The organism is Candidatus Spongiihabitans sp. (genome assembly GCF_965237845.1).
Classification (GTDB): domain Bacteria; phylum Pseudomonadota; class Gammaproteobacteria; order Arenicellales; family Poriferihabitantaceae; genus Spongiihabitans.
Map to the genome: position 1 here is coordinate 1,948,384 of NZ_OZ250154.1, position 25,110 is coordinate 1,973,493.

General features: G+C 50.0%; 22 protein-coding genes and 1 pseudogene. 15 read left to right on the forward strand and 8 right to left on the reverse strand.

The features are described 5' to 3' along the window. Positions 1-10: 10 nt before the first annotated feature. The 6 genes from ACPXXB_RS09300 to ACPXXB_RS09325 all read right to left on the reverse strand — a co-directional run bounded on the left by ACPXXB_RS09300 (position 11) and on the right by ACPXXB_RS09325 (position 6,487). Complete coding sequence (locus ACPXXB_RS09300; protein ID WP_423906887.1) at positions 11-1,087, reverse strand: branched-chain amino acid ABC transporter permease; 1,077 nt, start codon at positions 1,085-1,087, stop codon at positions 11-13. A 36-nt stretch (positions 1,088-1,123) separates the two neighbouring features. Beyond that, complete coding sequence (locus ACPXXB_RS09305) at positions 1,124-2,137, reverse strand: branched-chain amino acid ABC transporter permease (RefSeq protein WP_423906888.1); 1,014 nt, start codon at positions 2,135-2,137, stop codon at positions 1,124-1,126. A 15-nt stretch (positions 2,138-2,152) separates the two neighbouring features. Then, positions 2,153-3,112: a DUF3883 domain-containing protein gene (locus tag ACPXXB_RS09310; RefSeq protein ID WP_423906889.1), complete on the reverse strand. Its 960-nt coding sequence runs from the start codon at positions 3,110-3,112 to the stop codon at positions 2,153-2,155. A gap of 19 nt (positions 3,113-3,131) precedes the next feature. Further along, positions 3,132-3,923: an ABC transporter ATP-binding protein gene (locus tag ACPXXB_RS09315; protein WP_423906891.1), complete on the reverse strand. Its 792-nt coding sequence runs from the start codon at positions 3,921-3,923 to the stop codon at positions 3,132-3,134. Between the two features lie 80 nt (positions 3,924-4,003). Next, positions 4,004-5,962: an AMP-binding protein gene (locus ACPXXB_RS09320; protein ID WP_423906892.1), complete on the reverse strand. Its 1,959-nt coding sequence runs from the start codon at positions 5,960-5,962 to the stop codon at positions 4,004-4,006. A gap of 126 nt (positions 5,963-6,088) precedes the next feature. Then, positions 6,089-6,487, reverse strand: a complete 399-nt coding sequence (locus ACPXXB_RS09325) for a PaaI family thioesterase (protein WP_423906894.1) — start codon at positions 6,485-6,487, stop codon at positions 6,089-6,091. Positions 6,488-6,708: 221 nt separating this feature from the next. Between ACPXXB_RS09325 and ACPXXB_RS09330 the strand changes: the two genes are divergently transcribed. The 7 genes and pseudogenes from ACPXXB_RS09330 (at position 6,709) to ACPXXB_RS09360 (ending at position 15,056) form a co-directional block, all read left to right on the forward strand. Further along, positions 6,709-7,869: an isovaleryl-CoA dehydrogenase gene (locus tag ACPXXB_RS09330; protein ID WP_423906895.1), complete on the forward strand. Its 1,161-nt coding sequence runs from the start codon at positions 6,709-6,711 to the stop codon at positions 7,867-7,869. Positions 7,870-7,910: 41 nt separating this feature from the next. After that, positions 7,911-9,119 (forward strand): annotated as a pseudogene (locus ACPXXB_RS09335) (acetyl-CoA C-acyltransferase). Between the two features lie 48 nt (positions 9,120-9,167). After that, positions 9,168-10,775 (forward strand): carboxyl transferase domain-containing protein, encoded by a 1,608-nt coding sequence (locus tag ACPXXB_RS09340; protein ID WP_423906897.1) that lies wholly within the window; start codon positions 9,168-9,170, stop codon positions 10,773-10,775. A 2-nt stretch (positions 10,776-10,777) separates the two neighbouring features. Next, positions 10,778-12,922 (forward strand): acetyl/propionyl/methylcrotonyl-CoA carboxylase subunit alpha, encoded by a 2,145-nt coding sequence (locus ACPXXB_RS09345; protein WP_423906899.1) that lies wholly within the window; start codon positions 10,778-10,780, stop codon positions 12,920-12,922. Beyond that, positions 12,922-13,821, forward strand: a complete 900-nt coding sequence (locus ACPXXB_RS09350) for a hydroxymethylglutaryl-CoA lyase (RefSeq protein WP_423906901.1) — start codon at positions 12,922-12,924, stop codon at positions 13,819-13,821. The genes ACPXXB_RS09345 and ACPXXB_RS09350 overlap by 1 nt, the downstream gene beginning before the upstream one ends. 108 nt (positions 13,822-13,929) lie before the next feature. Then, the gene (locus ACPXXB_RS09355) at positions 13,930-14,634 is read left to right on the forward strand and encodes a haloacid dehalogenase type II (RefSeq protein WP_423906903.1); all 705 of its coding nucleotides are present in this window, start codon (positions 13,930-13,932) and stop codon (positions 14,632-14,634) included. Then, complete coding sequence (locus ACPXXB_RS09360) at positions 14,631-15,056, forward strand: PaaI family thioesterase (RefSeq protein WP_423906905.1); 426 nt, start codon at positions 14,631-14,633, stop codon at positions 15,054-15,056. Before ACPXXB_RS09355 ends, ACPXXB_RS09360 begins: the two co-directional genes overlap by 4 nt. Before the next feature lie 59 nt (positions 15,057-15,115). Here ACPXXB_RS09360 and ACPXXB_RS09365 read toward each other — a convergent pair whose 3' ends face one another. Then, on the reverse strand, positions 15,116-15,310 hold the full coding sequence (locus ACPXXB_RS09365; protein WP_423906906.1) for a hypothetical protein: 195 nt from the start codon (positions 15,308-15,310) through the stop codon (positions 15,116-15,118). A 180-nt stretch (positions 15,311-15,490) separates the two neighbouring features. Here ACPXXB_RS09365 and ACPXXB_RS09370 point away from each other — a divergent pair, with 180 nt between their 5' ends. The 8 genes from ACPXXB_RS09370 (at position 15,491) to ACPXXB_RS09405 (ending at position 21,548) form a co-directional block, all read left to right on the forward strand. Next, positions 15,491-16,330, forward strand: a complete 840-nt coding sequence (locus tag ACPXXB_RS09370; protein ID WP_423906908.1) for a transporter substrate-binding domain-containing protein — start codon at positions 15,491-15,493, stop codon at positions 16,328-16,330. 82 nt (positions 16,331-16,412) lie between these two features. Beyond that, entirely contained in the window at positions 16,413-17,168 is a 756-nt protein-coding gene (locus ACPXXB_RS09375; RefSeq protein WP_423906910.1) for an amino acid ABC transporter permease, read from the forward strand. Continuing rightward, the gene (locus tag ACPXXB_RS09380; RefSeq protein WP_423906912.1) at positions 17,168-18,082 is read left to right on the forward strand and encodes an amino acid ABC transporter permease; all 915 of its coding nucleotides are present in this window, start codon (positions 17,168-17,170) and stop codon (positions 18,080-18,082) included. The genes ACPXXB_RS09375 and ACPXXB_RS09380 overlap by 1 nt, the downstream gene beginning before the upstream one ends. Before the next feature lie 65 nt (positions 18,083-18,147). Then, positions 18,148-18,903, forward strand: coding sequence for an amino acid ABC transporter ATP-binding protein (locus tag ACPXXB_RS09385; RefSeq protein WP_423906914.1), 756 nt, complete (start codon positions 18,148-18,150; stop codon positions 18,901-18,903). Between the two features lie 243 nt (positions 18,904-19,146). Next, entirely contained in the window at positions 19,147-19,269 is a 123-nt protein-coding gene (locus ACPXXB_RS09390; RefSeq protein WP_423911090.1) for a hypothetical protein, read from the forward strand. Continuing rightward, positions 19,256-19,495: a hypothetical protein gene (locus ACPXXB_RS09395; RefSeq protein ID WP_423906915.1), complete on the forward strand. Its 240-nt coding sequence runs from the start codon at positions 19,256-19,258 to the stop codon at positions 19,493-19,495. Before ACPXXB_RS09390 ends, ACPXXB_RS09395 begins: the two co-directional genes overlap by 14 nt. Next, entirely contained in the window at positions 19,495-20,331 is an 837-nt protein-coding gene (locus ACPXXB_RS09400; RefSeq protein ID WP_423906917.1) for an NAD(P)/FAD-dependent oxidoreductase, read from the forward strand. Before ACPXXB_RS09395 ends, ACPXXB_RS09400 begins: the two co-directional genes overlap by 1 nt. Next, positions 20,244-21,548, forward strand: a complete 1,305-nt coding sequence (locus tag ACPXXB_RS09405; RefSeq protein ID WP_423911093.1) for a glycine cleavage T C-terminal barrel domain-containing protein — start codon at positions 20,244-20,246, stop codon at positions 21,546-21,548. The genes ACPXXB_RS09400 and ACPXXB_RS09405 overlap by 88 nt, the downstream gene beginning before the upstream one ends. A gap of 62 nt (positions 21,549-21,610) precedes the next feature. On the opposite strand, the gene ACPXXB_RS09410 is transcribed toward ACPXXB_RS09405, so the two are convergent. Beyond that, the gene (locus ACPXXB_RS09410) at positions 21,611-25,096 is read right to left on the reverse strand and encodes an indolepyruvate ferredoxin oxidoreductase family protein (RefSeq protein WP_423906919.1); all 3,486 of its coding nucleotides are present in this window, start codon (positions 25,094-25,096) and stop codon (positions 21,611-21,613) included. Positions 25,097-25,110: the final 14 nt, after the last annotated feature.

Consider the following 25,110-nt stretch of genomic DNA (forward strand, 5'->3'; position numbering starts at 1 on the left):
TAAGACCGTATCAATGAGGGAACGGCCAAAGTCGAAGCTTCTCTTTCGCGATCCGCCACAGCTGCGCCAGCCCATGTGGTTCGACAATCAAGAAAAACATAATTAACCCACCAATCAATATTAAAATCAAATGGGCTACCAGGTCGGTGGGCCAACCCAGCCCGCCGACCATGATATTCTTAAACAACACTGGCATCAGTGTCATAAATGCAGCGCCAATGAACGATCCGAAAATGGATCCCAGACCACCAATGATAATCATAAACAGCACCAGAAACGACTTGTCGATTCCAAAGGCTTCGGTGGGTTCTGCCGCGCCGAGATAGACAGAAAAAAACAGCGCGCCGGCAACACCGATATAAAACGAGCTTACGGCAAACGCAGACAATTTAGCATTTAGCGGTGGCACACCAATAATCTCCGCGGCGATGTCCATGTCACGAATTGCCATCCACGACCGACCTATTCGACCTCGGGTCAGGTTTTTAGCAATTAAGGCAAAAACGACCACTATTGTCAAACAAAACAGATAAGTCGCCCACGGCGGTGAGTTGGGGCCGGTGATGGCAATGCCAAACACAAACCTTTCCGGTGAACTAATCATTCCAGAAGCGGAATAATTATAGAACCAGGGGACTTTATTAAACAACCACACCAGAAAAAATTGCGATGCCAATGTGGCTACTGCCAGGTAAAACCCCTTAATACGAAGACTCGGCAAACCAAACAAAATACCCACAAACGCAGTAATTCCACCGGACAGCAGCACCACTAAAAACATATTAAGTTCGGGAAATGCGGTGGTTAATTTATAAGAGGCATATGCGCCGACCGCCATAAACCCCCCGGTGCCCAAACTCAATTGTCCGCAATACCCGACCAGTATATTTAATCCCAGCGCCGCCATTGACCATACCAACACCGGCAACAATACCGACTTCTCCCAGTAGTCGTTAATCAAAAATGGCACAACCAGAAAAGCAAACGCACAAAACAGAATCACAAACCAGCGATCCAGCGCAATCGCGAAGATTTGCTGATCTTTGTTATAGCTGGCTTTGAAGTCCCCGGATTCTCGGTAAAACATTTTACTTAACTTTTGCTTATTTTCGACACGATTATTTTAGACCCGCTCAATAATTTTTTCACCAAATAAACCTTGCGGTCTGAACATTAGAAAAAACAGCGCCAGCACGTAGGCGAACCAGTTTTCAGTGGCGCCGCCGACCATAGGGCCGATCCAGAATTCAAACAACTTTTCACCCACCCCGATGATGAGTCCACCCACTATTGCCCCGGGGATGGAGGTGAAGCCACCGAGGATCAGTACCGGTAATGCTTTTAATGCAATGAGCGACAAGGAAAACTGAACGCCGGACTTGGAACCCCACATGATTCCAGCCACCAGCGCGACAATGCCGGCAATAGACCAAACGATGACCCAGATCGCGCGCAATGAAATGCCGACGGTGAGCGCTGCCTGATGATCATCGGCGACTGCGCGTAATGCGCGACCGGTTTTGGTGAATTGTGAAAACAGTGTTAATACAGCAACTAACAGGAGCGCAATCGCCGCGGCCCAAACGTCCAGCACATCAATGTACATTCCAATGTATTTGGAATCTGCCGTAGCCCAGGTGCGAGTAACCTCCTCCCACCAGAATGACCCGCCAGAAGGAATGCCCAGATCAAGCGGCTTGATATTCGCGCCCCACATCAAGTCTCCAAAACCTTCCATAAAAAATGCCAGTCCAATGGTCGCCATAAACAGGATAATCGGCGCCTGATTAACCAGATGCTTCAAGACCAGGCGTTCGACGATATAGGCAAAACCAATCATGACAATGACGGTCAATACGATGGCAAGAAAAATATTCATGCCACCTGTTATATCGCTGGACCAATGGTGATATTCGGTGCCGAAAATAACATTGATTAAATGCGCGAATGGAACCTGTCCGGTTTGAAACCCGACCAAAGTGAGCGCGGCAAATAAACACATCACCCCCTGAGCATAGTTAAAAATCCCCGATGCCTTGAAGATCAACACAAATCCCAGCGCAACCAGAGAATACATCACCCCAGCCATCAGCCCATTCAATATCACCTCAAGCGTATTCAGTAGTTCCAGGCTCATTTTGGTTTGGACTCCTTATTTTTCCGAAATAACGGCACCTATTTTTTCCTCGGTCTTAACTTTACCAATACCGACAATGCAATCCCATTTCAATTCCTTGCCATGCTCATAAACGGGCTTAAATATTCTCAGGCAAGGTTTCTTACTCAACGCATCGGTGACTACCGCTAACATGTAAGCGTGGTTTTTGCGTTTGGCGCGCTTGTATTCATTAGGAGTTAATTCGCAATTGATACGATTGCCTTGGTGCCCTTTAACTTCCACATGTAATTCATCCACTTCATTGGATATCGTCAAATCCCAGCCGCAGTTGTCCTCTTCCACGCTTTTAACATGCCAATTTTCGTGTTGATAGTGCTTTGATACGCAATCAATCGCGGATATCTCCACCTTTTTTCGTTTTTCCACATCCGCTTTTGTACGGCGTGGCATTTTCTCGACGAGTTTATCCAGTTTGGATAAAAATGCTTTCTCGCTTTTTAGCGTGTCTGCGTCGCCATACATGCGGGGGCGACGGAAATTATCAGGCAAGCGCAGATCTCTTGCTCCTTCAGAAAGGAGGTGACAATCTTCGACGGAGGATTGTGTTTGGTACATTTTTCTTTTCTGGAGTGTTTGTATTTCGCTAAACACAGTGGCGTTTCGATACCAGCCGACAACTCTCGCGCCTTTGCCATAAGGAAACGGAGCAACCCATATCACAGTAATACCACTGATTTTAGATTCTCCCTTACTCGCACCAAAATGTTTTTGGATGTCAAGTTTCATGAATTTCCCGTTGTTCGGCGGGACATAACCGTAATACTGATTTCCATATGGCTTAAAATTCTTATCTTCTGCGGCGCTACCGGTGTCTTTGACATATTTTCCACCGCCAACAGGGCGGTCTCGTCCACCATCATTGCCTTTGTACTCACGCATCCAAGCAATCTTGGCAAACAGAAGTTTTTTCGGGTCAAGGTTTTTGAGTTTCATTTTCGTGCTTTGCGTTGGCTTATTCATGGCTGACCCCCAAATAGGCATCGATAACGGTCTGATTATTTCGCACTTCATGCGGCGTACCGTCCGCTAACTTGCGCCCATAATCCAGCACCACCACACGATCCGCTAGATCCATCACCACGCCCATATCATGCTCAATCAGCGCAATGGTGGTATCAAACTCGTCGTTCACATCGAGTATAAAACGACACATATCTTGTTTTTCTTCCAGATTCATCCCTGCCATTGGCTCGTCCAGCAACAATAATTTGGATTCGGCGGCCAGGGCGCGGCCTAATTCAACCCGTTTTTGCATGCCGTAAGGCAACCGACCTACCGGGGTCTTGCGAATCGACTGAATTTTCAAAAAATCGATGATGTGCTCGACGCGTTCACGGTGCTGCATTTCTTCACGCTCGGCCGGGCCTTTCCACAAAGCCTGCCAGAATATATTGGTGTTCATCTTGGTAATTCTTCCGGTCATCAGATTATCCAATGTTGACATGCCCTTGAACAACGCGATATTCTGGAACGTTCTGGCAATGCCCTGGCGCGCGATTTTGAATGGTTTTTCGGAAACCCGTTTGTGACCATTAAACCAGATTTCGCCTTCCTGGGGATGATAGAAACCATTGATGATATTAAGCATTGAACTCTTGCCGGCGCCATTGGGTCCGATGATGGCGCGAATCTCGCCGCGCTTAATATCGAAACTGATGTCGCTGAGCACTTTTACCCCGCCAAAGGAAAGCGAGATATTTTTCACCTCCAGCAACACATCATCGATATTGGGTTGGGGCGCCACTAAACTTATTTGCCTAAACTTATTTACCTGACTTATTTTCCGACCTGCCGTAATTAACGCGCCGTGATTGACTTGCGATTCTAAGCGGCTCGAAGCGTCGCATCAAAGACCGGCACATCCATGATATTGAGGTCGGCATTGATTTCACCTTTGAGGCCATCTTCAAAAGTGACTTCTGTTTTGACAAAGCAGGTGTTTACCTCAGAATACAAAGCCTCGACAAGCACAGCATACTTTTCGGCGATGATGCGCCGCCGCACCTTGCGCGTGCGCGTTAGCTCGCCATCGTCGGCGTCGAGTTCCTTGTGCAAGATTAAAAATCGGCGAATTTGAGAATCGGCGGTATGTTGATCGGCGGACAAATCCTGATTAACCTGCTCAATATTTTTCAAGAGCATGGCGTACACCTCAGGGTGCCCGGCCAGTTCCTGATAACTGGCATATGCGACATTGTTTCTTTCGGCCCAGTTGCTCACCGCTTCGAGATCGATATTGATCATAACGGTAACAAAATCCCGCTCAGCGCCAAAGGCGACCGCTTCCTGGATTTGCGGAAAAAACTTCAGTTTGTTTTCAATATATTTTGGCGCGAACAATGCTCCGCCCCTGAGCTTTCCGACATCCTTCACCCGATCGATAATCTTGAGGTGGCCATTATCATCAAAATAGCCGGCATCACCGGTCATCACCCAGCCCTGTTTATTTTTGGTTTTCCGGGTGGCTTCGTCATTTTTGTGATAACTGTGAAAAACCCCTGGACTACGATAAATCACTTCGCCGTCAGCGGTGATTTTTACATCCACGCCCAGAGACGGCTTGCCCACAGTGTCGGCAAAAACCTCGCCGTCGGGTTGCGCGGTGATAAATACCGCGGCCTCGGTTTGTCCATACAACTGCTTGATATTGATGCCCAAAGCGCGAAAGAAATCAAAGATCTCCGGACCGATCGCCTCGCCGGCCGTGTATGCCACCCGAATACGACTGAATCCCATGGTGTTTTTCAAGGGCGCGTAAATAATAAGACTGCCCAATGCGTACAGGATTCGATCTTTGCGCGCAACCGATTCGCCATTCAAAATCGCAATGCCCGCTCGGTTCGCCACTGCCATAAAATAATGGAACAGTTTTTGCTTGAATGCGCCGGCGTCTTCCATGCGAATCATCACCGAAGTCAGAATATTTTCAAAAACTCGCGGCGGCGCGAAATAAAAAGTCGGGCCAATTTTCCGCAGGTCGTTGGCAACAGTTTCCGCGCTTTCCGGGCAATTGATGCAAAATCCGGCAACATAAGCCTGTCCATAAGAAAAGATATGATCGCCCACCCAAGCCATAGGCAGGTAGGACAGCACTTCCTCATGTTCGGTGAGATTATCCTGCCTGGCGCTGTTGAGCGAAGTAATCAGGATATTGTCATGGGTCAACACCACGCCCTTCGGATTGCCGGTGGTGCCGGAAGTGTATAAAAAGATGCCAATATCGCGGCCCTGGCATTGCGCGATTTCATGTTCCAGGAAGCCGGGGTTTTCCTTTGCGAATTCACGACCCAATTGCTGAACAACGCCGAAGTCGTGCAGCGGCGCGCCATTATAATTCCCGGCATAATCCCCATTATAATCCCCAAGCCCGCGCGCATCGTCGAAAATGATGCGCTTCAATGACCGGCAGTTTTCCTTTATTGCCAACGCTTTATCCACCTGCTCCTGATCTTCGGCCAGGACGAATCCGATGTCTGCATGATTAAGCACATATTGCATCTCCTCGGCCACCGAATCGGCGTAGATCGGCACCGGAATACCGCCCAGGCATTGCGCCGCCGCCATGCCCCAATACAGGCGCGGCCGATTAGCGCCGACAATCGCCAGTTTGTCAGCGCGCTTAAATCCCAACGCCGCCAGCCCATGCGCGAAAGCGAACACCTGGTCTTTCATTTCTCTCCATGTCCAGGTTTGCCAAATCCCCAAATCCTTTTCACGCATGGCCGGCCGATCGCCGAAGCGCTCAGCATTCCATATCAAAAACTTTGGAAAAGTATCATTCATGTTTTTATAGGCGCCAGGTTTTATAGGAAATACAAGGCTAACCAACTATAACCTTTTCAGCAGTCCCTCCCTTACGAAATCAATCGCTACTAGGTCATCAAGAAACTACGAAAATTTTTACCTCTGTTACGGGGGTATCGAGTAAGTTGCCGTAACCTGGGCAACCGCATCATCCAACCCTTCGGAATAAACCAATACCTCGCAGACTACCAGCCGTTTCCCGGTTTTCAAAAGTGTGCACTCGGCGATGACATCTTTATCCGCTGCCGGCTTGCGCAAAAAATTAATATTCAAGTTGGTGGTAACAGCGAGGGCGACTTCACCGAGTTGGCCAAGGATGGCAACGTAGGCGGCACAGTCCGCAAGGGTCATTAATGTCGGGCCGGATACCGTTCCGCCGGGTCTTAAATGATTGAATCCTATGGCTTGTCGCAATGTAGATTTACCGATGCCGATCGCCTCCACTGTGCTGGTATTTTGCGGGAACTCCCTGGCAAGAAACGCACGAGCTTGTTCAAGATTCATAATGCTTACTGTTGTGTTTGGATTTATGGGTATCAATAGAAAACGGATTACCGAATCAACGCATTGACTGGACCTAGACGAGCCGATATAAACGACTGAACATAACTCTAATTATACCGTTAAATTCGTGAGTTGCCGTGAATTTCAGGGATTATACTTGACGTTTACGTAAACGTCAAGTAATTTATCTTGATTTTTTACTTAAGACCTCTTTAGGCTATATGAACCTGCCCGCCTTAAATTTTCATCTGGGCCAGGAAATCGACCTGTTAGTTGATACGGTTTCTACATTCGCCCAACAGGAAATCGCGCCCCTGGCCGCTGAAATTGACAAAACAAACGAGTTCCCCGCGCCCTTGTGGCGCAAACTTGGAGATTTGGGGTTGCTGGGAATTACCGCATCCGTGGAATACGGCGGCAGCGACATGGGTTATCTTGCTCATATAATCGCCATGCAGGAGATCAGTCGCGCGTCCGCATCAGTGGGTTTGAGTTATGGCGCTCATTCAAATTTGTGCATCAATCAAATTCAGCGTAACGGCAACCCGGCGCAAAAGAAAAAATATCTTCCCAAACTGGTTAGCGGCGAGCATGTCGGGGCGCTGGCCATGTCCGAGCCCAATTCCGGGTCCGATGTGGTCAGCATGCGTCTGAAAGCGGAAATTAACGGCGATCATTTTCTATTGAACGGCACCAAAATGTGGATCACAAACGCGCCCGATGCCAACGTGGTGGTGGTTTATGCAAAAACCGAACCGGCTGCCGGGCATAAAGGCATAACCGCCTTTATCGTTGAGCGTGAATTTGGCATAAAAGCCGCGCCGAAGCTGGATAAACTGGGCATGCGCGGCTCCAATACCGGCGAATTGGTTTTCGATAATGTGGCGGTGCCGAGGGAGAATATTTTGGGGCAGGAAAATGCTGGCCTTGGGGTATTGATGAGCGGCCTCGACTACGAGCGCGCGGTGCTTGCCGGCGGCCCGTTGGGCATTATGCGCGCCTGCATGGATATTGTGCTGCCGTATATTCACCAACGCAAACAATTTGGTCGGGCTATCGGGGAATTTCAACTGATGCAAGGAAAACTTGCGGATATGTATAGTGCTATGAACGCCTGTTGCGCCTACGTTTATGCCGTGGGACGCGCCTGTGATCACGGCGAAACAACGCGCAAGGATGCGGCTGGCGCAATTCTGTATAGCGCGGAAAAAGCCACATGGATGGCCCTCGAGACGATACAAACATTGGGCGGCAATGGTTATATTAACGACTACCCGGCCGGCCGGTTGCTGCGCGATGCGAAATTATATGAAATTGGCGCAGGCACTTCGGAAATTCGGCGTATGCTCATCGGTCGGGAATTGTTCCGCGAAACCCTCTGACACAACCATTCAATTCCGCAATTCAATTTCGTAAAAAGATAATGCAAGACCCGGTCGTCATCGTTTCCATCGCGCGCACGCCCACGGGCAGTTTCCAGGGCTGTTTCTCGCCGCTCAGCGCATCGGCTCTTGGCGCCCAAGCCATAAAAGCGGCCGTGTAACGGGCCGGGATTGATGGCAATGACATCGGTGAAGCGATTATCGGCAATGTATTGTCCGCGGGCCAAGGGCAGGCGCCGGCCAGGCAGGCAGTGCTTGGCGCGGGCCTGCCGCTTTCGATTAATTGCACCACCATAAACAAAATGTGCGGCTCCGGCATGAAAGCTGTCATGCTGGCGCATGACTTGATTATCGCGGGCAGCAACGAAATTATGCTGGCCGGAGGAATGGAAAGCATGACCAATGCGCCCTACCTGCTGCCCGATGCGCGTTCTGGCCACAGAATGGGGCATGGCAGCGTGGTCGATCATTTATTTCTGGATGGCCTTGAAGACGCTTATGAAAAAGGCGCGTTGATGGGCGCTTTCGCGGAATTATGCGCGCGCAAATATAAATTCACCCGTGAACAACAAGACGAATTCACGATTAGCTCGTTGCAGCGCGCACAAAATGCCAGCACTGCGGGACACTTTGACGCCGAAGTAACGCCGGTCGCCGTGCCCTCACGTCAAGGTTCATCACGCACAACAATAGAATCGGGCGACACTGTGGTCGAGCGCGACCAACCGCCTTTCAAGGCGCAAATCGATAAAATTCCCCATCTTAGACCGGCGTTCAAAAAAGGCGGCACGGTGACCGCGGCCAATGCCAGCTCAATTTCCGACGGCGCCGCCGCGCTGGTGCTGATGCGCCAATCCAGCGCCGAACAACGGGATTTAACCCCCATAGCCAAAATTTCAGGGCACGCCACTTATGCTGGCGAGCCCCGATGGTTCACAACCGCGCCAGTCGCGGCCCTGGATAATTTGCTGCACACGCTAAACTGGAAAGTCGCCGAAGTCGATTTGTTTGAAGTTAATGAAGCCTTTGCCGTGGTGACTATGGCCGCGATGCGTGAATTAAAAATCCCGCGCGAAAAGATGAACATTCATGGCGGCGCTTGCGCGTTGGGTCATCCTATTGGCGCTTCCGGCGCGCGCATTTTGGTAACATTGATTTCGGCTTTGCGACTCAATGATTTCAAGCGTGGCATGGCGGCCCTGTGCATTGGCGGCGGCGAAGCCACTGCCATGGCGGTTGAGTTGGTTTAAATCTTTCCCGCTGCAACCCGATTCCGCTCAACGCCATTCCGCTTAGGCATGACAAACATCAAAACCCAACTGGATACTCGGTCCAGGGAATTCGCTGACAATACCCAAGCGATGCAATCCTTGGTCGACGACCTTTCCGCCAACGTGCAAACCATCGCCCAAGGCGGCAATGAAAATGCCCGCAACAAGCATTTAAGCCGCGGCAAACTGCTGGCAAGAGAGCGCATTAATCAGCTGCTTGATAGCGCTTCTCCGTTTCTTGAATTTTCCCAATTCGCTGGGTGGGGTATGTATGGCGGGGGTGTTTCGGCGGGCGGGATTATCACCGGTATTGGTCGAATCAATGGCATCGAATGTGTCATTGTTGCCAACGATGCTACCGTTAAGGGCGGCGCCTATTATCCGATTACGGTTAAGAAACATTTACGCGCCCAGGAGATTGCGTTGGAAAATTGCTTGCCCTGCATTTATCTGGTTGACTCCGGCGGCGCTTTCCTGCCGCTCCAGGACGAAGTATTTCCAGACCAGCAACACTTCGGGCGAATTTTTTATAACCAGGCGAACTTGTCCGCCGCCGGCATACCCCAAATCGCGGTGACCATGGGCAGTTGCACTGCCGGTGGCGCATATGTTCCGGCGATGTGCGACGAAAGCATTATCGTTCGTGGCCAAGGCACCATTTTCCTGGCCGGACCGCCACTGGTCAAAGCGGCTACCGGAGAAGTGGTCAGCGCACAAGATTTAGGCGGCGCGGAAGTTCATGCGAAAACCTCCGGGGTGGTGGATTATATCGCCAACGATGATTATCATGCGCTAGGGCTGGCGCGAAATATCGTTGGAAATTTGAATAGAAAAAAAGTCATTGACCTCGACTGCCGGGAGCCTGTTGAGCCCGGTTACCCACCGAAACAACTGTACGGCATCATTCCCGAAGACCGGCATAAGTCATTCGATATTCGAGAAGTCATTGCGCGGATTGTCGATAACAGCGTACTTGATGAGTTCAAGGAGAATTATGGCGCCACTCTGGTTTGTGGATTCGCGCATATTCATGGCTATCCAGTGGGCTTGGTTGCCAACAACGGCATTCTGTTTTCCGAATCCGCGCTAAAAGGCACCCACTTTATTGAACTGTGCGCCCAACGGCGCATCCCGTTGGTATTTTTGCAAAACATCACCGGATTCATGGTCGGCGAAAAATACGAAGCCGGCGGCATCGCTAAAAACGGAGCGAAGATGGTTTTAGCCGTGGCCAATGCAAAAGTTCCTAAGCTGACAGTCATCATTGGCGGCAGTTTTGGCGCTGGCAACTACGCCATGTGCGGCCGCGCCTTTGGCGGTCGCTTCCTGTGGACCTGGCCGAATACCCGAATTTCGGTTATGGGCGGGGAACAGGCCGCGAATGTCCTGGCGCAAGTGAAACTAGATGCCATAACGGCGAGCGGAGAAAGCTGGAGCCAGCGACAGTTGGATGCATTTAAACAACCCATCCATCATCAATATGAAACTCAGGGACATCCCTACTATGCGAGCGCACGACTATGGGATGATGGCATCATTGACCCGGTGGATACGCGCAAGGTGTTGGCGTTGGGCTTATCGGCCTCGCTGAACGCACCCATTCCCGAAACCCGTTTCGGCGTGTTCAGGATGTAAGGATGCCAGCTAAATTCCCCCCTAAATTGCTGATCGCCAACCGCGCAGAAATTGCCTGTCGGGTTGCGCGCACCGCAAAGCGAATGGGGCTCGGTAGCGTGGCCGTTTATTCCGATGTCGACTGCGCTGCGCTGCATGTTAAACAATGCGACGAATCTGTTGCCCTGGGCGGCGTTACCGCCGGTGAAAGCTATCTGGATAGCGATAAAATATTACTTGCCGCAAAGCAATGCGGCGCGCAAATGATCCATCCCGGATACGGTTTTCTTTCTGAAAATGCCGATTTTGCCGAACAGTGCAACCAGGCCGGCATCACCTTCATAGGTCCCTCTCCAGCTTCAATCCGCATCATGGGCGCCAAGAGTGCAGCGAGACGCGCCGTGGCATCCGCAAATGTTCCAGTATTGCCGGGATACGATGATGAACAGCAGGACGATGAATATTTACAGCAGCGAGCGAATGAAATCGGCTATCCGTTGTTAATAAAAGCGGTGGCCGGCGGCGGCGGCAAGGGCTTGCGGATGGTCGAAGCAAGGGCCGATTTATTGCCCGCACTGGCAGCAGTCAGACGCGAAAGCCGCTCCGCTTTCGCCGATGATCGGGTCATGCTTGAAAAATTCTTGCCCGTGGCGCGGCATATTGAAGTCCAGGTTTTTGCGGATCAGCACGGCAATATCGTCCATCTGTACGAGCGCGATTGCTCCATGCAACGCCGCCACCAAAAGATAATCGAAGAATCACCGGCGGTCGGGATGACCGATGATTTGCGCGGGCAGATGACCCGTGCGGCGGTGGAATGTGCGCGGGCGGTCGACTATATGGGGGCCGGCACGGTGGAATTTTTGTTGGCGCCCGACAATGCGTTCTATTTCATGGAAATGAACACTCGACTGCAGGTCGAACATCCGGTTACCGAAATGGTCACCGGCCAAGACTTGGTGGAATGGCAAATTCGAGTTGCCAGCGGCGAATCCCTGCCTTGCTCGCAATCACAGTTGTCGTTATCCGGCCATGCCATTGAAGCACGTATCTACGCTGAAAATCCCGCACAACAGTTTCTGCCGGCAACCGGCACAGTGCACTTTATTCATCATCCTGATGATCGGGCCGATGATCGAGTCGGCGATCAAACGGGCATTCGAGTTGACACGGGAATTAAAGCCGGCGATGTTATCGGCCACCATTACGATCCAATAATCTCTAAACTAATCGTTTGCGGCAAGTCGCGGCAGGAGGCGCTGCATAAAATAACTCTGGCGCTTGCCGACTATCAAATTCTCGGCGTGCATCACAACATTTCGTTTTTAGACAAATTAATCAATCACCGTTTATTCCAAAATGGCGCGACCGAAACCCGGTTTGTGGAGAAACACTATCGTGAGTTAATTGAAAGGGCTGTTATCGACTTCGACCCGGTGCTTGCTTTAGCCTGTTGTTATGAACTCAAGATCAATCACGACCGGCAAATAGCCGCTCGCCAAGTCAATGAGCAACGGCAACAGTCTGACCGATGGTCGCCCTGGAGTCTTGCCGATGGCTGGCAAAACAACCTGACTCGAACATTATCGCTGCACTTTGATTACCAGGACGATCATCAAGGCGGTCACCAAGGCAATCACCAAGGCGACCACGAGGACGCTCATTTCGTGGCAGGCATTGAATTTGCAGGCACTGAGTTCAACCGTGAACACCCGGATCTTGATTTGTCGGCGGTTAATTTGAGGCTTAATTTGCCCGGCGGTGTTTACGCCGCCCAATACCAAATGTCCAGCGCCAATCATATTCAACTGAAAATGAATGGGCCCCATGTTAGACATGCGGTTAGCGGCGTGGTTGCAAAATCCGGCGACCAGATCATGCTGCATTATCAGGGCCGCAACCACCATTTAAAACTTGTCGATCGTCGTTTTCAGGAACAAGCGAGTGCTCAGCACAGCGGAGCAGTGCGCGCGCCGATGCCCGGATTGATTATTGCCGTAGCCGTCGAAGTCGGCGAAAAAGTCAGCAGCGGCACCCCTCTACTGATCGTCGAAGCCATGAAAATGGAACATCAGATAACCGCCCCGAAAGACGGCGTGGTTAAACAACTGAACTACGCTGTCGGCGATCAGGTAAAGGACGGCGACGCGTTATTGGTGATCGAATAATGACCATGCCGAGCCAGGTTCGTCTGGTTGAAGTCGGTCCCCGGGACGGATTACAAAATGAATCAACCACGCTATCAAAAGATCTGCGGGTTGAATTGATACGGCGGCTCATGGATTGCGGACTCACCCACATTGAAGCCGGCAGTTTTGTGCATCCACAGCGGCTGCCGCAAATGGCCGGCACCGACGCCGTGCTTGCCGAGTTGCCGCTGGACGGCGATATACACTTTCCCGTGTTAGTGCCCAACCAGAGCGGATTGGAAAAAGCGCTGGCCGCCGGCGCAAAGGAGATCGCAATATTCGCCGCCGCGTCGGAAACGTTCAGCCAAAAGAATATCAACTGCTCCATCGCCGAAAGCATCCGGCGTTTTATGCCGGTAGTTGCACAAGCGCATCGGCAAGGATTAAAAGTCCGCGGCTACGTTTCTTGTGTCATGGGCTGCCCCTATGAAGGCACCATTGAAATTACTGCGGTGGCCAATGTTGTGCGCCAGCTCGTTGACCTGGGTTGTTATGAAATATCCCTGGGCGACACCATTGGCGCAGGGTCGCCACTAATGACCCAGCGCCTGATCGAATCGCTGGCAAATGACCTCGAAATAAATCGGTTGGCGGTTCATTTTCACGACACCTATGGGCAGGCCCTGACGAATATCTATGCTGCGCTGCAACTGGGGGTCAGCGTTATCGATAGTTCCGTGGCCGGTCTCGGCGGCTGTCCTTATGCTCATGGCGCCAGCGGCAATGTCGCTAGCGAGGATGTGGTGCATCTGCTCAATGGATTAGGCATCGCCCACGGCGTGAATCTGGATAAACTGATCGATACCGGTCGTTATATTTGCGCGCAGCTGGGTCGGCCGGTTAGGTCCCGGGTAAATCTGGCGATGGCGACAGATTAAAAAACACTCAATACTGCAATAGGCACTGGCTCAGATAACATCAACTCGGTGTTATTATGGTCAGCTGCAAAATTTTTATAAGTGGAGATTGATTTTTGAGCCTTATCTATGAGCATTACCCTTGGTTTTGACGTTTACGGCACCTTGATCGACACCCACGGCATCATCGGCGAACTTGAAAAAATAATCGGCGCTGAGACCGCTGAGGCCGCGCGTTTCTCACAGATTTGGCGCGAGAAACAACTTGAATATACCTTTCGACGCGGATTGATGAAGCAGTATCAAAATTTTGGCGTTTGCACCCGGGAAGCGCTGGACTACACTGCGGCCTTTCTCAATCACAACTTTAGTGATCAACAAAAGCAAACTTTGAGCAGCGCGTACTCGACGCTACCTGCATTCGGTGACGTGATTGCCGGGTTGACCGCCGCCAAAGATGCCGGGCTCAATCTCTATGCTTTTTCCAACGGTCAGGCCGAAGCCGTGCATACGGTATTATCCAACGCCGGGATACGCGAATATTTTGCCGATGTTGTCAGTGTCGATGAGGTGGGCACGTTTAAGCCTGACCCTGCGGTGTACCGCCACTTTGTCAGGACTGCCAAAGCGCAACTTGAAAATACCTGGCTGATATCGAGCAATGGATTCGACGTGATTGGCGCGGTTGCCGCCGGCATGAAAGCGGTCTGGGTTCAGCGTTCAAACGCAGTCGTGTTTGATCCTTGGGAGTATCAACCTACTCTGATAGTTGATTCAATCAGAGACTTGCACAGGAAAATTGACCGATGGCAAATTGGGGAGGGGAAATCATGACCCGTAATCATAATCGTGATTCAGCATTTTTTAACCGCGCAGACCGACATTGTTTGCCCGGTTCACTGGGTATTCGGTCGCTCGAACTGAATAGCGAAAAATCAGTGCTGGAAATGGAAATTACCGATAACCTGATGAATTTCAATGGTTTTGTTCATGGCGGCAGCATAGTCACTTTGGCGGATACGGCAGCAGGATATGGCTGTTTTTCCAATCTTCCGGAAGGCGCAACCAGCTTTACCACCCTAGAGCTGAAGTGCAATTTCATTGGAACAGCCCGAAGCGAGAAAATACGATGCACCGCAACTTGCATACATCGAGGCAAGACCACCCAAGTGTGGGACGCCACCGTATTCGACGGAAACACCGACAAAGTCATTGCGGAATTTCGTTGCACCCAGTTAATACTCTATCCAAAATGAACATCAAAACTAAATACTCACCTAGTAGAACGGTTAAGACCCATCTCCACCGCCGCGTATCAAATAATGACGCTTTCAATATCATTGCTGGTTAAATGATGTTGTTGCATCAGGATTCCTGTCAGTTCTGTTCCTGCCTGTGTAGCAGAACCTGAGGTAAAGCATATCGTCATTGATATGGCATTGGCGCAGGCGCCATCCAGCGCCAGGATTTTAATGTGCCTGCACCCAGCGCAAAACACTGAGGGTAACATGTGATATATTTCTCATACATAAAACTGCAGATGTAATATTATAGTTTTTACCCTTGGCATTTACCACTGACATTTGGCAGGAATTTGACTGGCATTTGGCAATAAACAATGCGCTTTTTCCTGGGTTCACAATTAACACCAGATTTGCAGACCAACACAATAAAGATGAGGAAACGTGATATGAATTTAAAAAATTATGTGGTAACACTTTTGACCGCCGTTCTTATGCTTTCAGCCGCATCCGCCTACTCGGCGCAATGCACCAACGAAACATGGAACAAGGTGATGAGTCGTGGAAAGCTCATAGTCGGCGTAAAAGCGGACTACAAGCCGTGGGGATACCGCAATTCAGATGGCGAATTAGTTGGAATGGAAATTGACATGGCTAATGAAGTCGCCGAAACCATGGGCGTGGATGTCGAGGTTGTGACGGTGCAGTCCTCAAACCGAATGCAATTTTTAGAGCAAGGCAAGATCGATTTAATGATTGCCACCATGTCTGATCGCCCGGACCGACGCAAAATTGTGGGCATCACGCAACCTAACTATTACACTTCCGGCACAAACCTGCTGGCGCCCAAGGCACTGGGGTTGAAGAATTGGGAGGACCTGCGCGGCAAGCCGGTGTGCGGCAAACAGGGCGCTTTTTATAACAAAAACGCCTCCGATCGTTATGGCGCAAAAGTGATCGCTTTCACCGGTAATGCTGAAGCCAAACAGGCATTAAGAGACAAAAAATGTATCGGCTTTGTTTACGATGATTCATCCATTGTGGCTGATCTTTCGTCGGGCGAATGGGACGACTTCGAAATGCCCATGCCAACTGAAGACGACAATCCCTGGGGATTAGCGGTACCGTTAGCCGAAAAGGACTGCATTTTTGGACAGTTCATGTCTGGTATGACATTTAACTGGCATCAGTCCGGCAAGCTGATTGAGCTTGAGAAAAAGTGGGGAATTCAGGAAACCGCTTATCTTGGCAACCAACAGGCGCGTTTTGCGGACTGGATTCAAGAGTAGTTAGTAGCTGTTAAAACAAAGCGGCGCCGATTACGGGTAACCCAATCGGTCACTGCGTGTCTGACCAAACGCTGGCCTCTCAATGATAGAAACCATCCAGTTCTTTTTTCGTGATCTGGCAGACATCTATCCGAAATGGAATTTTATTTTCTTTTACGAGCCGCTACAGTTTAATCGGTTGATTACCGGTTTATGGGTAACGCTCAAATTAGCCGTTATTTGTGTCATTTCTAGCGTCGTGATTGGACTTGCTGGGGCCTGGTTTCAACGATCGCCGCATAAGACTGTTCGTCATCTTGTGCAGGGATATATACAGTTTTTTCGCAACACGCCGCCATTGGTGCAACTGCTGTTTTTTTATTTTGCTCTGGGGCAATTTACCCCGACCTATTCACCGGACGGTTGGTTGGAAGTTCCAATTATTTCTAACGTCGGCTGGGCCATTATTTCGATGTCGTTTTTTGCCGGCGCCTTCAATGTAGAAATATTCCGTTCCGGTATTGAAGCGGTTCCGCTATCGACTCAGGAGGCTGCCGAAGCCCTTGGGATGAGTCATTTTCAAACATTTATCTATATCACCTTTCCCCTGGCATTTCGGGTTAGTCTGCCCGCATTAAACAACAATCTGGTGAATTTGGTGAAAACAACCACCCAGGCACTGGCCATTGCGGTCCCGGAATTGCTTTATCAGATGGTGAGCATATACAATGATTACTCGACCGCGCAGAATGCGGCGATGGCAGTGTTGTTTTTTACGTATATTATTCTGGTCGGCGTGCTGGTGTTTGGAATGAATCGCTGGGAGCATCAAATGCGTATCCCGGGGTATGGCAGCTAATGGCATTTTTCAGGTCTATCAGCGGGGTAAACCAGGGACTGCAAACAGAACTGGCGCAAACCGATTTACCCGTATTAAAGCCGTTCAATGCAATCGGCTCGGGGATGGCTGGCGACCTGCTGTTTTCTCGCTGGCTGGGAGCGATGCCGTCGTGGCTTCCATTTTTAGTTTTTGGTGGCGCGTTGATATGGCCAATGCTTTCGTTGGCACAAAGCAATTATACACAAATGGATGCGATATCCGCGCTTTGGCGGTGGCTGCCCTTCCTGCTGACCAGTGGGTTCTTGTTTAATATCATCATCAGCGTGCTGACGATGTTGTTCGGAACAATTTTAGGCGTTTTGTTGGGGCTGTGCCAGGTTTCACCGAAGCCATGGCTATTAAAGCTCTCCTGGTTTATTACTCAGCTATTCAGAAATTCTCCGTGGCTGGTGTTGCTGTTTATTGTGATGCTTTCTTTCCCGTTCGAGATTCGTATTGGCGATACCCTCATTCCCATCCCGGATTGGGTCAAGGCGGTAATGGGTCTTTCATTGCCGATTATGGCCAATATTTCGGAAATCGTTCGGGGTGGTATTCAGTCTGTTCCGATTGGACAGTGGGAAGCGGCCGAGTCATTGGCATATAGTCGCATCCAGACTATCAGGATGGTGATTTTACCACAGTGTTTCAAACGAATGATTCCACCATGGATGAACTGGTATGCCATCTTAACCATGGCTACACCATTAGTTTCACTGCTAGGCGTAGAAGAGTTAATCACGCTGTCTCGTCAAGCAATGGAATCCGAAAACAACCGCCCCGAATTGTTAGTCCCCTTTTATGGATTTGCGCTGATTATTTTCTTTGCCTACTCCTATCCGATCGCAAGATACACCATCGCCTTAGAAAAACGATTTTCCGTGAAACTGTAAAATTTAATTTATCGTGAATTCGTTTGCATTATAAATATTGAATCACAGATATTGAGAGCCAGCCAATGAATGACACAAACCGCAACAGTGACAAACCGATCGTTTCCATACAGCAGGTACATAAATCGTTCGGTCAACTGGAAGTGTTGAAAGGGGTATCGTTAGATGTCAAAAAAAGGGAAGTGATATGCATCATTGGACCATCAGGATCCGGGAAATCAACGCTCATCCGTTGCATCAACGCATTGAACTCAATCGACTCGGGTTCTATTACAGTGGAAGGCATCGAAGTCAACTCACCCAACCTTGACAAACTGGCGTTAAGAAAAAAGGTCGGTATGGTTTTTCAGCAATACAATTTGTTTCCGCATAAGACGGCATTGCAGAACGTCATGATGGCACCAATTAAAGTGCTTAAACAACCTGTGAGTGAGGTCGAAAAACGCGCCAGGAAACTGATGAACCGGGTCAATTTACAGGGAAAGGAAGACAGCTACCCGGGCGAATTATCTGGCGGCCAACAGCAAAGAGTGGCGATAGCCCGATCTTTGGCGATGAATCCAGATGTGATGTTGTTTGACGAAGTCACCGCAGCGTTAGATCCTGAAACCGTCAAGGAAGTATTGCTGGCGATCAAAGACCTGGCACAGTCCGGAATGACATGTATATTGGTAACCCACGAAATGGGCTTTGCCAGAGAAATTGCAGACCATATTTATTTCACCGACCGCGGTGTCATCGTAGAACATGGACCACCTGCAACATTTTTCACCCAGGCCACCGATCCTCGTACAAAAGAGTTTCTGAGTCAGATTCTTTGAGCCAGATTACCTGCGGTATGCTCTCAATTACTGGATTCATGTTGTAAAGTAAATAATAACCGCAGTGGATTAGCGACCCGGCTTTTTTAAATAATCGTCGTCTATATTGAACTGCGAAGCTTCATCTTTGGCCGAATCTATAACGAACAAAGTCTGCTCCAACTCTTTTACTGACAGCTATTCATGCTCGAAAAAAATCGCCTCCCGGCACATGCTTCGGTGATCGTCATAGGAGGCGGTGTCATGGGATGCTCCACCCTCTACCACCTTGCCAAGGCAGGAGTGGGCGATGCTGTTCTGCTGGAACGCAACAAACTGACATCCGGGACCATAATGGCATTCCGCCGCTCAGGTGCGCGCTCTTAGAACCTCCCGTAACCTGACCGATCTGATTCGCTATTCCATTGATTTGTATAAAATCCTGGAGAAAGAAACCGGGCAGTCCACTGGCTGGATTAACAAAGGATCTCTGTCCATTGCAACAAATCCTGAACGGCTTATCCATATCAAGCAACAAGAGGCGCTGGCCCATCTGTTCGGTGTTGAGCTCGCTCAGTTTCGGTGGGAGCGGCTAAACAACGCTGGCCTTTGATGAATGCGCGAGACGTGATTAGCGCTGTATGGTTCCTCGATGATGGCAGGGTGAGTCCATCGGATTTGTGTTCGGCACTGGTTAAAGGACCCAGAGTGCTGGGCGCAAACATACTTGAAGATACCGGCGTAATCGCGATTTATACCGAAAACGGCGGAGTCGTTGGATTAGAAACCAATCAAGGCGCAATTCGTTGTGATGCCATAGGTCTTTGGAGCCGGGAAAATGCCGCCATGGCGGGGGTTGAAGCGCCACTGTGGCCTGGCGAGCATTTTTACTTGTTGACCAAACCCGTTGAAGGCATCCACGTGAATCTGCCGACGCTTTCCGATCATGATGGCCACCTTTATATTCGCGATGATTCCGGTGGATTGCTTATCGGTTGTTTTGAGCCCGTAGGCAAGCCTATAGCACCGGAGATAGTGGGAGAGAACACGCCCTTCCAGTTGCTTCAGGAAGACTGGGGGCACTTCGAGCCGATGATGACGAATGCGTTGCATAGATTGCCTTGTCTCGAAACTGCAGAGGTTAAAATTCTACTCAACGGCGCGGAGAGTTTTACCCCCGATAGCTCATTTCTGCTTGGCGAATCCGCTGAAACTACCGGGCTGTTTTTAGGTTGTGGCATGAATTTCGTGGGCATCGCCATTAGCGGCGGCGCGGGTATGGCGTTGGCACATTGTATTGTCCACGGTCATACCCCCCCACTGATTTGCACGAAGCTGATCCCAAACGTTTTCCCGAATGCATTAATTCCGCTACGGCATTGGCGGAGCGCGTGCCCGAAGTTCTGGGTGAGCATTATGCCATTGTCTATCCTGAGAGTCAGTGGTTGACCACGCGCAATATGAGGACCACCCCACTGCACCAGAAATGGCAAAATGCCAATGCTCACTTTGGACAATTTTACGGCTGGAAGCGACCACTTTATTTTGCCAAGTCAGCGGAGCCGATGCTAACATTCAATCGACCAGATTGGTTTGAGCAGGTTGGCAAGGAAGTAAAAATCGCGCATAAGAATGCGGCCCTGTTTGACCAATCGACTTTTGGCAAGATCAATGTAAAGGGAGCGGATGCGGAAAGGTTTTTAAATCGGGTGTGCGCCAACAACATGACCAGGCCACCCGGGCAGGCAATTTATACCGCCATGCTCAATCAGCGTGGTAGTTTTGAAAGCGACCTGACGGCTTTGCGCCTGGAGCCTGAGGAATATCGTTTATACGTGGGCACCGCCGCAATTCGGCGGGATATCGCCTGGTTAAAATGCCAATTGAAGAATGATGAAAAAGTGAGGATCGTCGATGAGACCGATCAATATGCGGTAATCGGCCTGATGGGGCCAGCTGCCCCATTGATCGCTCAAAGTATTGGCGCGGTAGAGTTAAACTCGCTTGCCTATTTCCATCATACAGCCAGCGAAATTTCCGGGGTAGCCGTGCGCGGCGCGCGCCTATCTTATGTTGGGGAACCGGGTTGGGAAATCACCTGTGCGGCTACGGATGCGGAGGCCGTATTTGATGCGCTCAATAAAGCCGGTGCAGAGCCTGCCGGCATATTTGCACAAACCTCGATGCGCATCGAGAAACGATTCCTTGTCTACGGGCATGATCTCGACACCGACATCAATCCGCTTCAGGCCGGGCTGGGTTTCGCCATAGACTGGCAAAGCGATTTCATGGGACGCGATGCCCTGTTGGCGTTGCGCGATAAACCACAGCAATCGACGGTGGTAAGCATTTTGATGCGGGAAACCGATGCGTTGCCGCTCGGCAATGAACCAGTTTATTGCGATGGAGAAATTATTGGGAAAACGACTTCTGCCACCTACGGTTACCGTATAGGTACGGCGGTTGCATTGGCTATGGTTGATCGCGGAAGCGCGACCGACCTTGAAGGAACCAAGGTTGAGGTAGACATCGCTGGGCGATTGTCGCCAGGGAGCATTACCTGTAAACACGCTTACGATCCGCAAGGAACCAGAATGAAGGGAAGATTTAAAACTTTAGAAGTTGACTCGTCATTGCGGATACTGAATCAAGTCCGGCATGACTAAACAAACCTGGACGCAGTGATACCCTTTGGCGAATAAAATGGCATGAGATTCCTGGCTGAGCATCAGCAGTCAAGTTGCTGCAACACCGTTTTCCGGGTCTGCCTATACAAATCAATGTTGCTGGTTTTAATATGCCCAAATCCTTTTATCTTCATTGGCGCGGCGGCGAATTGAATGCACAGTTGATAATGTTTTTCAGAGAGATGTTTTTGAGAAAAATGACTGGCGACCTTTCGGATGTCTGCTGAAAACTGATTGATCAACTGACGTTCAATTTTGCGCTCCCGGGTTTTCCCGAATGGATCAAAGACACTGCCCCTTAAAACTTTTAGTTTTGCTATGAGTGGAAATATTTTAATCAGGAATCCCGGCAGACAACGCTTTATCAGGCGCCCGGTCAGTGCATCCTTTTTAGAAATCATTGGCGGCGCCATATAGAAGTTTAATTTCCAGTTGCCCTCGAATTGGCGGTTCAGGCCGTCCCAAAATTCCCTGCCCGAATAAAGACGGGCAATTTCGTATTCGTCTTTATATGCCATTAACTTAAACAGGCTTTTTGCTGCATTTTTTGTGAACTCAAACTCGGTGGTTTGGTTTGGCAAAGCACTTGAATCCTTGCCTGAACCCTTAAGCGCGCTTTCCAGATTTTTGATCTCGGTAATCAGGCCAAGATATCGTTTTGAATATTCGATATCCTGATAATCAGTCAAGTAGTCAGCCCGCCAGCGAATAATCTCGTCCAAGTGTTCCAGGGGCGCGACCACTGGATCAAGATCGGAAACCAGGCTTTCGATGGCTTCATAATCCACCGCCGCCCGACGCCCTAAAAGAAACGCCTGTTCGTTCAGGTCAACCGCTACGTTATTGAGTCTGATGGCCGCTGAAATGCTGGTCGATTGCACCGGTATCAATCCATTTTGATAGGCAAAGCCGAGTAGCAGCATATTGCTGGAGATTGAATCGCCGATCATGTTTCTGGCTATTTTGGTGGCATCGATAAATTTGGTTTTATCAACGCCGGTTTCGTCTCCAATGAGTTGTTGCATTTCCCTGGCCGGGAACGTGTAGTCTTTATCCAGTATGAAATCGGCGGTGGGATTTTGGTAACTATTGACAATCGAATGGCTGCGCTCGATATTCAATCGCGCGATGGCTTCCGGCATGGCCGAAACCACCAGATCACAGCCCAGTAAAAGATCCGCATCGCCTTCTGAAATTCGCACCGCATTGATTTGTTGTTGATGTTGTGCGACGCGAACATGGCTGACTACCGCACCAAACTTTTGCGCCAGGCCGGTTTGGTTTAAGGTTGAACAGCCCTTGCCTTCAATGTGCGCCGCCATCGCCAGGATTGATCCAATGGTCAGCACACCGGTGCCGCCAATCCCTGTGACCAGTACGTTCCAGGGTCTTTCCAGCGTGGCTGGTTTTGGCTCGGGTAACGGCTCATCCCATTGTTGCTTGCCGGAAAATTGCTGCTTGTTTAGTGAAGCCCCGGTAACGGTGACAAAACTCGGACAAAACCCGTCCACGCAGCTCAAGTCCTGATTGCACGCATGTTGATCGATTTGGCGCTTGACATCGGTTTCGGTCACTTTCGGCAACACCGACAGACAATTTGACTGAGTGCTGCAATCGCCACACCCTTCGCATACCTGCTCATTGATATACACCCGAACCTTGCTTTTCGGCATCAGCCCACGTTTTCGCCGCCGCCGCTTTTCCGCGGCGCATACCTGATCATAGACGATGACTGTGGTGCCCTTTATTTTTCGAAAATCACGCTGCAATTTTTCATAATGCTTTCTTGAATGTATGGTTACATCCGAAAAATTCCCAAGCGATTTTTTAGCATGGGCAAGATGCTCCGATACCACCGAAAGTTTTTTAACCCCTTCCGCCCGAACCTGAGAGACCAGATCGAATAAGGAAAGTGAACCCTCAACCGGTTGCCCGCCGGTCATTGCCACGGCATCGTTAAACAACACTTTGTAGGTAATGTTGACCCCTGCGGCAACGGCAGCGCGGATGGCTAGAATACCGGAATGAAAATAGGTGCCATCCCCCATATTTTGAAATACATGCTCAGTTTCAGAGAAAGCGGATTGCCCAATCCAGGCAGCCCCCTCTCCGCCCATATGGGTAAACGTTTCGGTGTTTCGGTCCATCCACTTGACCATATAATGGCAGCCAATTCCCGCCATTGCCGTGCTGCCTTCAGGAATTTTGGTGGAAATATTATGCGGGCAACCGGAACAGAAATAAGGCGTTCTGGTTAAATTCGTGGGATTGGCTTTGATTCGATCCTGTTTAGCCTGAATAAATTCGAGCCGCTGGTTGATTGACTTGCTCTCATAAAATTGATTAATTCTGCTGGCAATGGCGCCGGCAATAACCGCGGGCGTTAATTCACCGAGATTAGTGATAAGACTATGACCATTTTCATCATATTCTCCCACCACCAGGGGACGATCTTTTACCGGCCAGTTGTAAAGCTGGCTGGTCAGTTGGTTTTCAACGATGCTGCGCTTTTCCTCCACAACCAATATTTCTGATAGCCCTCTGGCAAACTGGTGGATTGCAACGGGCTCCAAAGGCCAACTCATGCCCACTTTTAATATACGAACGCCAATTTCAGATGCCAGTTGCCGGGAAATTCCCAAATCATTCATTGCCTCCATAACATCAAGATACGTTTTCCCGGAGGTGACAATCCCCAACCTGGGACTCTCGGAGTCCAGCATGACCGTGTTTAAATTGTTTGAAAGCGCAAACGCGCGCGCTGCGTAAATCCGGTGCTGTTGCAACAGCGCTTCCTGCTGCAATGGCGTTGTCGGCCACTGTGCATTCAAGCCGCCCAGTGGCAGGTCGATATCTTTAGGCAGCACGATTTGTACACGTTCATCGCGTAGCTCAACCGACATCGCAGAGTCCATGTTTTCGGTAATCGCTTTTAAGCCGACCCAGCAACCACTGAATCGTGACAAAGCCCAACCATACAAGCCGAAATCGAGAACCTCCTGCACATTGGCGGGATTAAGCACCGGCACCGTTGCGCCAATAAACATATGCTCGCTTTGGTGGGGTACGGTAGAGGATTTGCACGCATGGTCATCACCGGCAACGGCCAGAACGCCACCATATTTCGTGGTGCCGAATGCATTGGCGTGCTTGATTACATCCATACTTCGATCGACTCCTGGTCCTTTGCCATACCACATCGCAAATATGCCGTCATATTTCGGCTTGGGGATTAGATGAACCTGTTGAGAGCCCCAAACCGCGGTGGCCGCAAGGTCTTCGTTCACGCCCGGCTGGAACTGAATATTATGCTGCTCAAAGTATGCCCCGGCTTTCCAGATCGACTGGTCTAAGGTGCCGACCGGAGAGCCCCGGTAACCGGATACGAAACCTGCTGTATTAAGCCCCGCAGCAATATCCCTTTGGTGTTGCACCAGCGGCAACCGAACCAGCGCCTCTATGCCGGTCATATAGGCCCGATCGACTGCAAACGAATATTTATCGTTCAGAGATACTTTTTGTGCCATCGGATAATCATACG